Below are 15,085 nucleotides of genomic sequence, written 5' to 3' on the forward strand. Positions count from 1 at the left end.
AGCTTGGCGACTGTTTTTCCCTTTGCCGGACGTGTTCTGGACGAGACGCCGATGCTGCTCGGCGAAGGCCCGACCTTCGACCCTGCGACCGGCACCGCCTGGTGGTTCAATATTCTTGAGCGGGAACTGCATGAGCTGCATCTCGCCTCCGGCCGCAAGACCGTGCACGCCCTGCCCTTCATGGGCAGTGCGCTCGCCAAGGTCAGCGACAGCAAGCAGCTGATCGCCTCCGATGACGGGCTTTTCCTGCGCGACACGGCAACCGGTGTGCTGACGCTGCATGCGGAGCTGGAAAAGGACTTGCCCGGCAACCGCTCCAATGACGGGCGCATGCACCCCTCCGGCGCGCTGTGGATCGGCACCATGGGCCGCAAGGCGGAAACCGGCGCGGGCAGCATCTATCATGTCGCGAAGGGCACCGTGACGAAGCTGTTTGCCGAGATCAGCATTCCGAATTCAATCTGCTTCTCGCCCGATGGCGCGACGGGATATTACGTCGATACCAAGGTGAACAGGCTGATGCGGGTGCCGCTCGATGCCGAGACCGGCCTTCCCGCAGGCAAGGCTGAAGTCTTCATCGATTCCACCGGTGTCAAAGGCGGCATCGACGGGTCGGTCTGCGATGCCGAAGGGCATATCTGGAACGCCCGCTGGGGCGTGGGTGCCGTGGATCGTTACGATACCGACGGCAATCACATCGCCCGATATGAGGTGCCCGGCGGGCAGACGACCTGCCCGGCCTTCATCGGCCCCGACGCATCGCACCTTCTCGTCACCTCGGCGCGCGAACATCTCGATGATGACGCCATTGCCGCCAATCCGCAGCATGGGTTGACATTCGAGCTGGGGGTTGAGGTGAAGGGTCGGTTCGAGCCGCTTTATCGGTTGTGAAGCGCGGCGTAGGCCGCCCGCAACAAAACGCGGAGCGCCTTCTGGCAAGGGCTGCTCCCGAAACGACCTCCCTCATTCCTGTGCTTGTCACAGGAATCTAGCCAGCCCAAGTCCTTGGGCTGGAAGGAGTCGTTTCGCCGCGCAGACGCGCGTCGGCTGGATTCCTGTGACAAGCACAGGAATGAGGGTTGCGGGGATGCGCCGGCGCGCACAAGCTTGGCTGAGATAGTGTTTTCTCCAACAAGCGTCACGACCAAGCCGTACCGCCTCAGGAAATATCCGACAATATCTCGCGGTAATTCTCGTGCAGATACCGCTGGGTCGCGGCGGCATCGGCGGGGCGGCCGTAGAAATAGCCCTGCCCCATGGCGCAGCCGAGCGCGCGCAGCTTTTCCTCTTCCGCCCGTTCTTCGATCCCTTCGGCCACGACTTCGAGATCGAGCCCTTCGCACATGGCGACGATGGCCTTGATGATATGTTCCGAGGGGCGGTCGCTGCTGATGCGCGAGACGAAGGCGCGGTCGATCTTCACCTTGTCGAAGGTGAAATCCCGCAGGCGGCCGAGGCTCGACTGGCCGGTGCCGAAATCATCCAGCGAAATGCGAACGCCGGCGCTCTGCAATTCGCTGATGATGCGCTGGGCGGTATCGGCGGAAGTCATGACAGCCGTTTCGGTGATTTCAAGCTCCAGCCGGTGCGGATCGAGGCCGACACGCGAGAGGATGGAGAGAATATTATCCGCTGTGCTGGGGTCCATCAATTGCGCGGAAGAGAGGTTGAAGGACAGGAAAAGCTCACGCGGCCAGAACAGGGCCGCTTCCGCCGCCTTTCTGAGCAGGGCTTCGGACAGCGCATCGATGAAACCGCGCTCTTCGGCCAGCGGCACGAAAACCGCGGGCGATACGAAACCGAGGTCCGGATCGTTCCAGCGGGCCAGCGCCTCGAAACCGATGACCTTTGCCTCCTCCAGCCTGACGATGGGCTGGAAATGCACGTCGATGGCATCGGTGATGATGGCGTTTCTGAGCGCCTGTTCCAGTTGCGTGGCGCGCTTCATTTCCTGCGCGATTTCGCGCGAATAGACCGTGATCTGGCCGCGGCCACGTCTCTTGGAGCGATAGAGCGCCGTCTCGGCGCTTTTCAGCAAATCCTCGAATTCATCGCCGGCGAAGGGATAGATGGCAAAACCGAAGGAGGAGGACAGGCGCACGTTGCGGTCGCCGAGATCGTAAGGGGCCGAAAGCACGTCCTTGATCATGTTGCCGATGCGCTCCGCGCCGGTGCGCTCGAACACAAGCGGCAGCACGAAGGCGAATTCGTCGCCGTCATGGCGCGTCACGACGGCGCCATCGGGAATGCAGGCCTTCAGCCGGTGCGCGACCTGACACAGGATTTCATCGCCCGCCTGCACGCCGAACAGATCGTTGATGGGTTTGAAGCCGTCTATATTGGCAATGCCGACCGTGAAGGGCGCCGGATCGCTGGAGCGCTCGCTGGCAAGCATGCGAATCTTGTCCCGCAGACGGTAGCGGTTGCCGAGCCCCGTCAGCGGGTCGCTGTAAGCCATCGCCTGCAGCTCGTTCTGGCTGACCTGCAACGTTTGCGGCTCTGCCCGTTTCATTCCTGCATCTCGTGAATCCTGTGTCGACCGCGCTCACAATGCAGGGCAAGTATTAAAAAAGCCATAGCCTCCCGACAAAGGCGATTTCAGGCCTGTAGCCGCAGGACATCCTTGCCGAAAAGCCGCAGGAAAACCGCCTCGACCATATCCGGGCTGACGGGCTTCAGCAGCATGTCATCCATGCCCGACGCCCGGCATTTGTCGAGATCGCCCTCGAAAGCGTGGGTGATGACGCCGACGATGGGAATGTGCTTCTCACCGCAAAGGCCGCGCATGCGGCGCGCGACTTCGAAGCCGTCGATATCGCCCAGCGTCGTGTCGAGCAGGACAGCGGAAGGCGGCTGCTCGGCAAAGAGACGCAGGGCTTCCTCGCCCGAGGTGGCGAGCCGCCAGGAAAGCCCGAGGCCCTCGAGTATCTGCGAAAAGACGATCTGGTTGACCCTGTTATCCTCGACAAGAAGTATATCGCAGACGCCGCCAGTCTTGAGGATTTCAGGCAGGTCCTCCGTCATGATCTCCCAGTCCTCGTCGGCGGCTTTCTCCTTCGGGGACGATTGCAGCCCGGCCGCAAGATAATGCAGCAGCGAAGCGTCTATCTCCTCTTCCTCGATGGTGACGACGGGCAGATCATGCGCGGCGGCAATATCGAGGCAGGCGACGCTCATCTGGGCGTCGACAACGACCACATCGATGCTCACGCCGGCGGAGGTCGCGACATCGATGAAGGCACGCTGCTCATCCTCGCTCGTCACCGCCGCGTGGTCCATGCCGCCCGCCGTCAGCCGGCGACCGGCGACTTGCGCAAAGCGTCCGTTTTCAGAGACGATCAGCACCGACTTGCTCTTTAAAACCCCGCCGCGCTTTTCCGTTTCCTCATCCCTGCCGTAAGTGGAGGCGACGAAAGGGACATGTTCCAGCGAGGGAATGACGGGCATGCCGTTGGCATCGAGGGTCGCGAGAGCGGTCACGTCCTCCATCGTCGTTACCAGGAAATATCGGCCGGGCCTGCCCACACGCTGCTTGCGGGTGATGGTCAGCACCTCTTCGCCGTTCAGCCGCCGCACCCTTTCGGGGATGACGCTCGGCGTGCCGCTATCCAGCACCATACGATCGGCAATATCGATCCGTCCGGCGACCTTGCGCGAGTGGAGATCGAAAACGGTGCGGCCGAGAATGCTCTCGGGGCTGGTTTCGACCAAGGCGCAGGCGGATTTGTTGACGGCGGCATAGGCCATGTTCCGGTCCTTGACGAAGACGGGAAACGGCAGATTGTCGAGAATATCCTCGATGAGCTGCACGCGCTCGAGGTCGATGCGCCATTGCTCTTCGCGCTTCTTCTGTTCGGAAATATCGGCAACCACGCTGATGCCGAGGCCGGACGGCAGACGGTTCATGACGAAGCGCAGAAAGCGTTCTCCCTTCAGCCTCTCGGTTTTTTCCGATCTTTCCTTCCAGTGCAGCGCCAGCCGCTCGCCGATCCACTCCTCCCGGCCGAGCGGGCGGGCATTGGCGGAGAGGCTTTCCGCCTCGAGCAGATAACAATCGTAAAGCGCGCTCAGATAGTCGCGCAGCCGCGCGCCCGGGCCGATGACGGCCTCTTCCAGCGGAAAAAAGCTCAAGAGTTTCCGGCTTGCGAAAATAATGTGATCGTTCCGGTCGTAAACGACGATCGCCGCGCCAAGCGCGTCGCAAAGGGCATCAAGCATCACCGTATGAACGCCCGCGCCAGAGGACGCCAAATCACTCAACTGCAAACTCCCGCCTGTTTTTCAGGGGTCAGGCTTATGTTTCTAGTGGAATCGTCCAGGGCAGATGCCGGGATGAAACGAAAAATTCCGAAAAAGAGACATCAGGGTTTGCAACTTGAAGCAGTCTTGAGGGGAAGATGACGCTCACCCATAGTCGACGTCACACACCGCCCGGCGAAGGCGGCCCCGTTCCTGCGGTCATTTCAAGCCGCCTCACCATAATCAAGGCCGATTAAAGGCGGATTAACGCTTAACGCCATGTTGACGGAAATGATCGAATGCCAGACAGGCCGCAAAACATGTGCAAATTTCCGCAGCTCGAGTTTTTTGCTTTCGAAGCCACGGCGAATCCGCGAAAATGACGATCATGGCCATCAAGCAGCTTTCAGAAACCCTCATTAACCAGATCGCCGCCGGCGAGGTCATCGAAAGACCCTCCAGCGCCACGAAGGAACTGGTGGAAAACGCCATCGATGCGGGCGCGACCCGGATCGAGATCGCCACGGCGGGCGGCGGCAAGGGGCTGGTGCGGATCACCGACAACGGCTCCGGCATGTCGCCTGTCGATCTGGAGCTTGCGGTCCGGCGTCACTGCACCTCGAAGATTTCCGATACGCTGGACGATATCCGCACGCTCGGGTTTCGCGGCGAGGCGCTGCCCTCCATCGGCTCCGTCGCCAAGCTGACAATCACCAGCCGCCAACAGGGCGCGGAACAGGGTTCGGTGATTTCCGTTACCGGCGGCAAGGTGTCCGCTGTGCGGCCCGCCGCCTCGAATGCCGGCACCATCGTCGAGGTGCGCGACCTGTTTTTCGCCACGCCGGCGCGGCTGAAATTCCTGAAGACGGAACGCGCCGAGGCGGCCGCCATCACCGAGGTGGTCAAACGGATGGCGATCGCCTTTCCGCATATCCGTTTCGTACTTTCCGGCACCGACCGCTCGACGCTCGAAATCCCTTCGACCGGCGACGATCATCTCGCCCGCATGGCGCAAATCCTCGGTGCCGAGTTCAAGGACAACGCCATCGAGATCGATGCCGGGCGCGAGGATGTGACGCTGACCGGTTTTGCCGGCGTGCCGACCTTCAATCGTGGCAACTCGGCGCATCAATATGTCTTCGTCAACGGGCGCCCGGTGCAGGACAAGCTGCTTTTATCCGCCATTCGCGGCGCCTATGCCGAAACGGTGCCGCATGGGCGATATCCTGTCGCGGTGCTGTCCATCACGCTCGATCCCGCCTTTGTGGATGTGAACGTGCACCCGGCAAAATCCGACGTGCGTTTCCGCGATCCCGGCCTCATTCGCGGGCTGATCGTCGGCGCGATCCGGCAGGCGCTGACGCGCGACGGCGACAGGGCGGCAACGACGGGTGCGAGCCAGATGATGAACGCCTTCCGCCCCGGCTACAGCCCGTCCGGCCTCCGGCCCTCGACTTTCATAGCAGCCGCCGCGCCATGGTCCGCCGCCACCTCGCCCTCCCGGCCGCTTGCGGTTTCAGGGGACATGCAATTTGCGGAGGCCGTGCAGTCACGCTTTTCCGACATCACCATGCCGACGGCGCGGGCCGAGCCTCGGGACACTTACGAGACCGCCGCAAGCCCCCCGCCGGAACCTGTGCTTTATCCGCTCGGAGCCGCGCGGGCGCAGCTCCACGAGAACTACATCATCGCGCAGACGGAAAACGGCCTCGTCATCGTCGATCAGCATGCCGCGCATGAGCGGCTGGTGTTCGAACAGATGCGCAATGCGCTGCATTCCAGGCGGCCGCCTTCGCAGGTGCTGCTCATCCCTGAAATCATCGACCTGCCGGAAGAGGATTGCGACCGGCTGATGGATCATGCCGCCGGTTTCGATGCGCTGGGGCTCGTCATTGAGCGTTTCGGGCCGGGCGCGGTCGCCGTCCGGGAAACGCCCGCCATGCTGGGCGAAGTCAACGTGCAGGGGCTGGTGCGCCAGCTTGCGGACGAGATCGCCGAATGGGACGCGGCCTCCACGCTTGCCAACAAGCTGGAATATGTCGCGGCCACCATGGCCTGCCACGGCTCCGTGCGTTCCGGCCGGCGCATGCGGCCGGAGGAGATGAACGCGCTTCTGCGGCAGATGGAAAACACGCCGGGTTCCGGCCAGTGCAATCACGGCCGTCCGACCTATATCGAACTGAAACTTTCCGATATAGAACGGCTCTTCGGCCGTAGCTGACGCTTTCATACACGCACGAACGGTGGGGCTGGCCTTGCGCCGCGCCGGGCTATATAAATTTGAGATATTGGAGCACCCAATTGTTCAGGAAAACGCTGCGCCGTTTCGGACTGGGTGCCCTGACGGGACAGAGCAGGAGACGAAAACGGATGAACAGATTTGAAGGAGGCGGCAACCGCCTCGCCGTCATCGAATATCTGGACGGTGACTTCCGCATCGTCCAGACCGGCTCGCACGTCATCTGCGCCATCACCGGCAAAAGCATTCCGCTCGATGAACTGCGCTACTGGAGCGTGGCGCGGCAGGAGGCCTATGTGGATGCGGCGGCTTCGCTGGAGGCCGAAAAGAAGGCTGGCAATTTGCCGGCGTGAGTTGGGAAGGGGCGTCCTGACGCGTTTCCATCTTAAGCGGCTTTCTCAGGAGCAGTTGCAGAGGTGGCTGACACCCTCACTCGACGTCATCCTCGGCCTTGTGCCGAGGATCTGCTGATGTCTCATAAATCGATAGGTTGCAGATGCTCGGGACAGGCCCGAGCATGACGGAGGAGAGGTTTCCGGACCTTGCCGACAACCTCTAAAGCAACGTCCGCGCATTGTCCCGCAGCAGGCGCGTGCGGCAGTTCCTCACCGCCGTATCGATGATCGTCGCGGCCGCGTTGGGGTCGTCGAACACCATGTCGATTTCGATCACCAGGCTGTTCCACAGCAATTCTTCCGCCCGGCCGTGGTGCCCGTTGAGCCGCACGGCGTCCTTGGCCGTCGTCACCAGTTGCAGGTTCTCCTTGCCGGCGTCCTGCAGAAGATCGGCGATCTCGTCGTCGCTGAAATGGTGATGATCCGGGAAAGAGCGCTGCAGCACGATATCGCCGCCGAGCGCCTCGACGGTTCGATAGAACTTGGCCGGGTCGGCGATGCCCGCATAGGCCAGCACGCGCCTTCCCCTGAAATCCTGTGGCTCCTGCGGCGTAATCGCCGCCACGAAAACGGGTTTGGCGGCCTTTGCCGCCTGCCGGACCAGGGCATCGGCCGCATGGCCATTGCCGACCTTCAGGAGCCCGGTCATATGCCGCATCTGCTCGGCAAGCGGCGCCCTCACCGGGCCACCCGGCACGAGATGGCCATTGCCGATGCCGCGCATCGTATCGATGACGACAAGCGCATAATCCAGCGTCAGGCGTGCGCTCTGGAAACCGTCATCCATGATGATGAGATCGACGCCTTCCTTCACCAGCCGGTGTGCGCCTTCCACGCGCTTGCGGGAAATGACCGTGACCGCCTCCCGCGCCAGGAGCAACGGCTCGTCGCCGACATCGGCCGAGCGGTGCTGTCCGGGATCGACAAGGGTGGTGACGTCGAGCGTGCCGCCGTAACCGCGGCTGAGAAATCCGGGTTTCAGGCCCTTTGCAGCGGCGGCTCTCGCAATTGCCATCGCCGTCGGTGTCTTGCCGGCGCCGCCCACGGTGAAGTTGCCGATGCAGATGACCGGAACGGCAACGCTCGCCCTCTTCGCCGTTCGCATCCGCCGGCCGGCGATCTTGCCGTAAAGAAGCGAGAAAGGAGACAGGAGCCACGCCTGCCATCCCGCTTTCTGCCACCAGAACGGCGGCGCTTCAGAAACCATCTATTCCCGCTCCCGGCCGCGTCGCCCACGGCATTCCGTTCGCCCGTCACATGTCAGGAGGTTGTTTGCCAGAAAAAACCGTAAATTGCAAAAATGGAATAAACGGGTTTGATGGAGCCGCACCCGGCCCGGCGGAAATTCCACCGGGTTCAGAGAGCCCGCTCCGGCAGCAGCGCTTCAAGCGCGGTAATGTCGTCGAAACAAAAATCGGCATCCGCGCCGAGGCTTTCGCGCGAGCCGGTTCCCGTCAGAACGGCGATGCGCAGACCGGCTCCGGCATTCTTCGCCATGTGCAGATCGTGATTATTGTCGCCGACCACAGCCACACGCTCTGGCGGGAAGCCTATCGCCTCGCAGAAACCGAGAACCATGCCGGGCTGCGGCTTGGTGCCGTAACCGCTGTCATATCCCGCGACAAAATCGACGTCCTTTTCGAAACCGAAGCGGATGGCCGTCTGGCGGATGGAGTTTTCATTGTCGCTGGAGGCGATGCCGAGCTTGTAGCCGCGCGCCTTCAATCTTGCGAAAAACGCCTTGAGATCGGTGACGGGTACGGATTTATCCGCCGCCTCGGTGAATAACCGGTCGAGGCGCGCCGTCAGTTCCCCGACATCGCAGGGCGAGCCGGCGGCGACGAGACCCGTGGCGATTTCCGCCGTATTGCCGGCGGCCAGAAGGCTGTCCGGCACCACATGACCGGTAACGGGGTCCATGCCGCAGGCGGAAAGAAGCCGGTCGGCAAGAACGGGATCTCCCTTGGCGGCAATCGCCGCAAGCTCGCGGTTCACCGGACCCCAGCTGGCGTCATAGCCCAGAAGCGTGCCGTCCTTGTCGAAAAGGACTGCGGCGATCGATTGCGCCGCGTTGAGTTCGATATCCGCTACCATGAACCGATGGCGCTCCGCGGTTGCAGCTTGGCGGAAACGGTAAGCGGATTGATATAGGGTTCCAGCGCCTTGACGGTGGAGGACAGCGCGCCGCGCATATCCTGAATGACCCGGTTGCCCGCATCGATCATCTTGTAACGCTCATTGTCGTTGACCAGCAGATAATGCACCGCCTTGGCCAGCATCTCCACATCGCGGATGATGCGACCGCCGCCGGCACGGATCAGTTTCTGATAGGCCTCGCGGAAATTCTGCACATGCGCGCCAGACAGGACGGCGCAGCCGAGCATCGCCGGTTCCAGCGGGTTCTGCCCACCTTCGGCAGTCAGGGAGCGGCCAACGAAGGCAAGCTCGGTCAGCCGCAGGTAAAGCCCCATTTCGCCGATGGAATCGCCGAGGAAAATATCGGTTTCCGGGGTGATCACGTCATTCCTGCTGCGGCGGGCGACCGAAAGATTCATGCCCTTCAGCATCGCCTCGACATCGTCGCCGCGCTCGGGATGGCGCGGTACGATGATGGTCAGTTGCCCATTGCGCGACTTGATCGCCGCATGCACGGTGGCGGCAGCCTTCTCTTCGCCGTCGAAAGTGGAGATGGCGGCCCATGTCTTGCGATTGCCGACCTGCTTGCGATAGCTCTCCAGCAGCGCCTCGTCGCAGGGCGGTGGGTCGGTGTCGCCCTTGAGGTTGCCGGAAATCACCACCGGCCAGGAGCCGAGATCGCGGAAACGTTCGGCATCGAGATCGGATTGCGCAACCACCAGCGCCAGCTTGGAAAACAGCGATTCAGCAATGTCATGCCGGGCTTTCCAGCGGTCGAAGGAACGGTCGGAGAGACGTGCATTGACCCGGATCTGCGGAATGTGCCGGCGTTCCAGCTCCATCATCGTCACCGGCCAGATTTCCGATTCAGCGGTGATGGCGGCATCCGGCGCCCAGTAGGTCAGGAAACGGTTGACCGCGATCTTGATATCGAGCGGCACATATTGGTGGATCACATCGTCGCCCAGTCGCGTGCGGGTCAGTTCGGCCGACGTGACGGTGCCGGTGGTCAAAAGCACGAAGATATCGCGCTTGCGGATTTCGCGGATCAGCGGAATAAGCGCCAGCGTTTCGCCCACGCTTGCAGCATGGAACCAGACCAGCGGCCCGCGCGGACGCTCGGCGCTGGCATAACCGAAACGTTCGAGCCGACGGCGCTTGTCTTCCTTGCCCTTCGCCGCCCGATAGGAAAGATAGGGCTTCGCGAACGGGTAAGCGGCGATACCGGCAATGCGGTAACCGGAAAGAGCGAAACGTGCGATACGGCTGCTCATGACATTCTGCCCTTGATCATTCCGCGCAATGCCCTTCCCCTGTTTTTGGTTGTTATCGCCGCCTACTTCTTCTCAAATTGCGTCATTTTTTGTCATCGGAAACGAAAGCGCGATCACATTTTCTCGCCCCGGTATTCCCGGCCTGCGCCGCTCGCGCAGGAATCACGGGAAAACTCGCTTTCACCCAATAGTATTACAACGCAAGGGCAAAAGGACTCAAATTTTGTCGTCCGGATTGAGAAGACGGTGCATATGCACGATAAAATAACGCATATGGGCGTTATCGACAGTCATCTGCGCCTTGGACTTCCATGCGGTGAGCGCGGAAGCATAGTCCGGATAGATACCGACGATATCGAGCGCCTTCAAATCCCGGAACTGAACATCCTGAAGGTTTTCCAGTTCGCCGCCGAATACGAGGTGCAGCAGCTGTTTCTGTTTGCCAGATTCCGTCATGTCTTTGTCTCTTTCTTAAACTCTGAGAGAGGCATTCATCTGCGGGATTTCCCGGCAAACGTCAACTGTCAGACAGATGTGAAAACGCTTTCAAAAGTGCGGGCAGCGCATAATCTGCTGCGGCGCACAATGCGGGGTGGTTCACCTGCCGGCGATTATACATCAGAGGTTTTCCATCGAGCCCGACCAGTCGGCCGCCGGCCTTCTCCAGAATGAGGTCGGCGGCGGCGAGATCCCACTCGTGCGAGTTGGCCTTGACCAGCGTTCCGTCGATGCGGCCATCCGCCACCATGGCCAGCCGGTAGGCGAGCGAGGGCACGTGCGGAATGCGCTTGACGCCGCCCCGCACCTCTTCCGGCAGATGCGTGATCACGTCTTCGGGCGCCGCCAGATGGAAGATGCCGGCGTTTTCGCGCGCGGCAAAAACGGGCGCCCCGTTTTTCAGCGCTTCGCCGCCTTCAAATGCGGTGAACTCCTCGGCAAGCGCCGGGGCGACAAGGGCCGCGACCACCGGCCGCCCCTCATGCACCACCGCGACGCTGACGCACCAGGTATCCCGGCCGCCGATGAAGGCGCGGGTGCCATCGATGGGGTCGACGACGAAGACGGTGGAGCGGGAAAGCCTGTCCGTATCGTCATCCGTCTCTTCGGAAAGCCAGCCGTAATCCGGCCGGGCGGAGCGCAGGATGGTTTCGAGAATTTCATTGGCGGCGTAGTCGGCCGCACTGACCGGCGAAAGTCCGCCATTCTTCCACCAGACCTCGGGATCCTTGCGGAAGAAACCGAGGGCCGTCTCGCCCGCCTTGCGGGCGGCTTCAAGCACCAGCCTCAGATCGGAGGCCCAGCGGGCCTCAGCCATATCGTTCATTTTGCCGTCTTTTCCGCGCGCCTCACACGGCGCGCCCGTTTTTCTTTTCGCACTTGCACACAAAGTGCTGGCGAAAACAACCCGCGGGCCGTCTCACCTGCCCGCGATCGTCATGCCTTCAATGGCGAGCGTCGGGGCGGCGACGCCGTATTTACGATCGATATCATTGGCCGGCGTAACCCGCATGAACATGTCCTTCAGGTTCGAAGCGATGGTGACCTCGGAAACCGCGAAGGTCTTTTCGCCGTTCTCGATCCAGAAACCGCTCGCCCCGCAGCTATATTCACCCGTGATCATATTGGCGCCGTGGCCGATCAGCTCGGTGACGTAAAAGCCGGTTGCGACCTGTCGCAGCAGGTCATCCGGCGAGAGGTCGCCCGGCTCGAGCGCCAGATTGGTGGAGGCCGGTGAAACCGCCGTGCCGCCGCGCACGCCGCGACCGTTGGTTTCAAGGCCGAGTTCCCGCGCCGCCGAGGTGGACAGGAACCAGTGCTTGAGAACTCCGTCCTCGATCATCGTCATCTTCTCGCCGCGCACGCCCTCGCCATCGAAGGGACGGGAGGACGGGCCGCGCACGATCTGCGGATCGTCGGTGAGATAAAGGCCCTTTTTCAGAACCTGCTGGCCCATTTTATCGCGCAGGAAGCTGGTCTTGCGGGCAACCGACGCGCCGTTGATGGCGCCGGCAATCGCACCGACAAAGCCGCGGGCGATGCGTGGATCGAAAACCACGGTGATGTTGCTGCCGGTATCGACCTGACGCGGGCCGACGCGGCGCACGACTTTTTCACCGGCGCGCCGGCCGATTTCTTCGGCGGCATCGAGATCGGCATAATAAAGGCGGCTGTCGAAATCGTAGTCGCGCTCCATCTTCGTGCCTTCGCCGGCAATGACGCTGACGGAACGGCTGAAGCGGCTGCCCATATAGCTGCCGGAAAAACCGTGCGAGGTGGCAAGGACAAGGCCCCCCATGCCGCTCGATGCGCCGGCGCCTGAGGAATTGCTGACGCCCTTGACGCCGAGTGCTGCCTCTTCCGAGGCAAGGGCCGCCTCCCGCAGCTGATCGGCCGACACTTCCGTCGCATCGAAAAGCTCCAGATCGTCATAGGAAGTGGCCAGCCGTTCCTTGTCCGCAAGGCAGGCGAAGGGGTCTTCCGGCGAGACCTTCGCCATGGCCACGGCCCGCTCCGCCAAGGTCTTCAGGTCGAAGCCCGGATTGGCCGAAACGCTCGCCACCCGGCGGCCAACGAAGACGCGCAGGGAAAAATCGTCGCTTTCGGAGGATTCGGTGCTTTCCACCTTGCCGAGCCGCACGCCGACCGATTGCGAGCGGGAGCGGACGACAACGGCATCCGCTTCATCCGCACCGGCGGCGCGGGCAAGATCGACAAGCTGGCTGGCGCGATCGAGAAGTTTGGAAGAATCTATTTCTGAGGACATGAGTTGGCCTTTCATTCCTGTTCCATTTATTGTGCCAAGAACCCCGCATCAAGGGCGAAACGCCGCTTTCTCCATTCGGACGGTATTGTCGCCACCCTATTCGAAAGTCCGCCCGCATGACCGAGCACGACGCTCTCTTTTCCGAACCCCTGCTGCTTCTGGCCGGCGCGGTCATCGCGGCCTCGGTTTTCCGCAAGCTGGGGCTCGGCACCGTGCTCGGTTATCTTGTGGCGGGCATCATCATCGGGCCGTTCCTGCATCTGGTTACGGATGCGAAGGACATCTTCAACGTCTCGGAACTCGGCGTCGTTTTCCTGCTCTTCATCATCGGGCTGGAACTGAAGCCGTCGCGCATCTGGCAGATGCGACGCGATATTTTAGGGCTCGGGATGGCGCAGGTGCTGGTGACAGGCAGCGTTCTGGCGGCGATTGCCTGGTGGGCGGGGCTGATCGACTGGCGCGGCAGCCTTGTCGCCGGTTTCGGCCTTGCGCTTTCCTCCACCGCCTTTGCGCTGCAAATCCTTGCCGATGACGGCGACATGAATACACGGCACGGCAACCGGTCCTTCTCGATCCTGCTGTTTCAGGACCTCGCCATTGTGCCGCTTCTCGCCCTCGTCACCATTCTTTCCAACCGGCCGGATGTGCCGACGGATTCGATGGTGTCCGATCTCATCGCCTCCGTCGTTGCCGTGGCCGGCATGGTGCTCGCCGGGCGGTATCTTCTGACGCCGATGTTCCAGATCATCGCCCGCACCGGTGCGAGGGAAGTGATGATCGCCGCCGCCCTCTTCGTCGTCATCGGCGCCGCCGCCATCATGGAGGCGGTGGGCTTGTCGATGGGCATGGGCGCGCTGCTGGCGGGGCTGATGCTGTCGGAATCCTCCTACCGGCACGAGCTGGAAGCCGATATCGAGCCGTTTCGCGGCCTGTTTCTGGCGCTGTTCTTCATGGCGGTCGGCATGTCGCTGCATATCCATATCGTCTATGAGCATATTCTGCTCATCCTGATCGCCGTGCCGGCGATGATGGCGGTGAAGGCGGCGCTGATCTATGGCCTTTGCCGCATAGCCGGCTCGTCGCGTTATGCATCGAGCCGCATAGCGCTGCTTCTGGCGCAGGGCGGCGAATTCGGCTTCGTGCTCTTCACCACGGCTGCCGCCTCCGGTCTGTTTCCGCAGGCGACGGCCTCGATCCTCGTTGCCGTCGTTACGCTTTCCATGGCGCTGACGCCGCTTCTGGCGGTGATTTCGCGCCGGCTGACGGCGGAGGATGCGGAAGAGGACAAGCTGGAAGAGGATTTCGACGGGGCAGGCGCGGATGTGCTGATGATCGGCTTTTCCCGCTTCGGCCAGATCGCCTCGCAGATCCTTCTCGCCGGCGGGCGCGATGTGACCGTCATCGACAGCTCGGCCGACCGCGTGCGGCAGGCCGCCCGTTTCGGCTTCCGCATCTTTTTCGGCGATGGCACCCGCAAGGACGTGCTGATCGCCGCCGGTATCGAGCGGGCCGATCTCGTTGCGGTCTGCACCCACAAGAAGGAGGTGACCGACCGTATCATCGACATGATCCAGTCGGAATTTCCAAGCGTACGCATCTATGCCCGCTCCTATGACCGCGTGCATTCCCTCGACCTCAGAAAAAAGGGCGTGGAATATGAAATCCGCGAGACGCTGGAATCGGGCCTCCTGTTCGGCAGGCGCATTCTGGAGGGGCTGGATATGGACGGCGAGAGGGCGCTGGCGATTGCCGACGATATTCGCGAACGCGATGAGGAGCGGTTGCAACTACAGGCCGTTGAAGGCCTCGCCGCCGGCCGGCAGATGCTGCACAACAAGCCGGTGCGCGAGGTGAAGCCCGAACCGCTGATGAAGCCGAAGACCAAGGCGGAAAAGTGGGAAGAAGAGGATGCGGAGGACAGCGAGACAGAAGTTTCGCTGTGAGTTGAGTTCAACTTAGTGACTGGGAGAGCGCCACTTGTTTCTTCTCCCCGCCGGGGAGAAGTCCGCGGCAGCGGGATGAGGGGGCAAGGGTAGCG

12 protein-coding genes are annotated in these 15,085 nt (G+C 62.0%); 4 read left to right on the forward strand and 8 right to left on the reverse strand.

Features of this window, described 5'->3' with window-relative positions; all coding sequences use genetic code 11:
* Nucleotides 1-3: 3 nt before the first annotated feature.
* Nucleotides 4-891 carry an SMP-30/gluconolactonase/LRE family protein gene (locus tag ACIK7D_RS04420; RefSeq protein ID WP_400155709.1) on the forward strand — a complete coding sequence of 296 codons (888 nt, stop codon included), beginning with the start codon at nt 4-6 and terminating at the stop codon, nt 889-891.
* Nucleotides 892-1,159: 268 nt separating this feature from the next.
* Here the strand turns inward: ACIK7D_RS04420 and ACIK7D_RS04425 are convergent, their stop codons facing one another.
* Both ACIK7D_RS04425 and ACIK7D_RS04430 read right to left on the reverse strand, forming a co-directional pair.
* On the reverse strand, nt 1,160-2,512 hold the full coding sequence (locus ACIK7D_RS04425) for a bifunctional diguanylate cyclase/phosphodiesterase (RefSeq protein WP_003521030.1): 1,353 nt from the start codon (nt 2,510-2,512) through the stop codon (nt 1,160-1,162).
* An 86-nt stretch (nt 2,513-2,598) separates the two neighbouring features.
* Complete coding sequence (locus ACIK7D_RS04430) at nt 2,599-4,218, reverse strand: response regulator (RefSeq protein WP_400156016.1); 1,620 nt, start codon at nt 4,216-4,218, stop codon at nt 2,599-2,601.
* A gap of 409 nt (nt 4,219-4,627) precedes the next feature.
* Here ACIK7D_RS04430 and mutL point away from each other — a divergent pair, with 409 nt between their 5' ends.
* Nucleotides 4,628-6,460: a DNA mismatch repair endonuclease MutL gene (gene mutL, locus ACIK7D_RS04435; protein WP_137004294.1), complete on the forward strand. Its 1,833-nt coding sequence runs from the start codon at nt 4,628-4,630 to the stop codon at nt 6,458-6,460.
* 149 nt (nt 6,461-6,609) lie between these two features.
* A complete protein-coding gene (locus ACIK7D_RS04440) occupies nt 6,610-6,831 on the forward strand; it encodes a DUF2093 domain-containing protein (protein ID WP_020809536.1) in 222 nt (73 codons plus the stop codon).
* Between the two features lie 202 nt (nt 6,832-7,033).
* Here ACIK7D_RS04440 and lpxK read toward each other — a convergent pair whose 3' ends face one another.
* The 6 genes from lpxK to ACIK7D_RS04470 form a co-directional block, all read right to left on the reverse strand.
* Nucleotides 7,034-8,080 (reverse strand): tetraacyldisaccharide 4'-kinase, encoded by a 1,047-nt coding sequence (lpxK, locus tag ACIK7D_RS04445; protein WP_137452300.1) that lies wholly within the window; start codon nt 8,078-8,080, stop codon nt 7,034-7,036.
* A 149-nt stretch (nt 8,081-8,229) separates the two neighbouring features.
* Complete coding sequence (locus tag ACIK7D_RS04450; protein WP_127756292.1) at nt 8,230-8,967, reverse strand: HAD family hydrolase; 738 nt, start codon at nt 8,965-8,967, stop codon at nt 8,230-8,232.
* Complete coding sequence (gene waaA, locus ACIK7D_RS04455; protein WP_003521024.1) at nt 8,961-10,283, reverse strand: lipid IV(A) 3-deoxy-D-manno-octulosonic acid transferase; 1,323 nt, start codon at nt 10,281-10,283, stop codon at nt 8,961-8,963. Before waaA ends, ACIK7D_RS04450 begins: the two co-directional genes overlap by 7 nt.
* 216 nt (nt 10,284-10,499) lie before the next feature.
* The gene (locus ACIK7D_RS04460) at nt 10,500-10,739 is read right to left on the reverse strand and encodes a DUF4170 domain-containing protein (protein ID WP_003521023.1); all 240 of its coding nucleotides are present in this window, start codon (nt 10,737-10,739) and stop codon (nt 10,500-10,502) included.
* Between the two features lie 61 nt (nt 10,740-10,800).
* Nucleotides 10,801-11,607, reverse strand: coding sequence for a 3'(2'),5'-bisphosphate nucleotidase CysQ (locus ACIK7D_RS04465; protein ID WP_269828074.1), 807 nt, complete (start codon nt 11,605-11,607; stop codon nt 10,801-10,803).
* A gap of 93 nt (nt 11,608-11,700) precedes the next feature.
* Nucleotides 11,701-13,047, reverse strand: coding sequence for a TldD/PmbA family protein (locus tag ACIK7D_RS04470; RefSeq protein ID WP_400155710.1), 1,347 nt, complete (start codon nt 13,045-13,047; stop codon nt 11,701-11,703).
* A 116-nt stretch (nt 13,048-13,163) separates the two neighbouring features.
* Between ACIK7D_RS04470 and ACIK7D_RS04475 the strand changes: the two genes are divergently transcribed.
* Entirely contained in the window at nt 13,164-14,990 is a 1,827-nt protein-coding gene (locus ACIK7D_RS04475; RefSeq protein WP_400155711.1) for a monovalent cation:proton antiporter-2 (CPA2) family protein, read from the forward strand.
* Nucleotides 14,991-15,085 lie beyond the last annotated feature (95 nt).

It is taken from the genome of Agrobacterium sp. P15N1-A, assembly GCF_044626815.1.
Classification (GTDB): Bacteria; Pseudomonadota; Alphaproteobacteria; order Rhizobiales; family Rhizobiaceae; genus Agrobacterium; species Agrobacterium leguminum.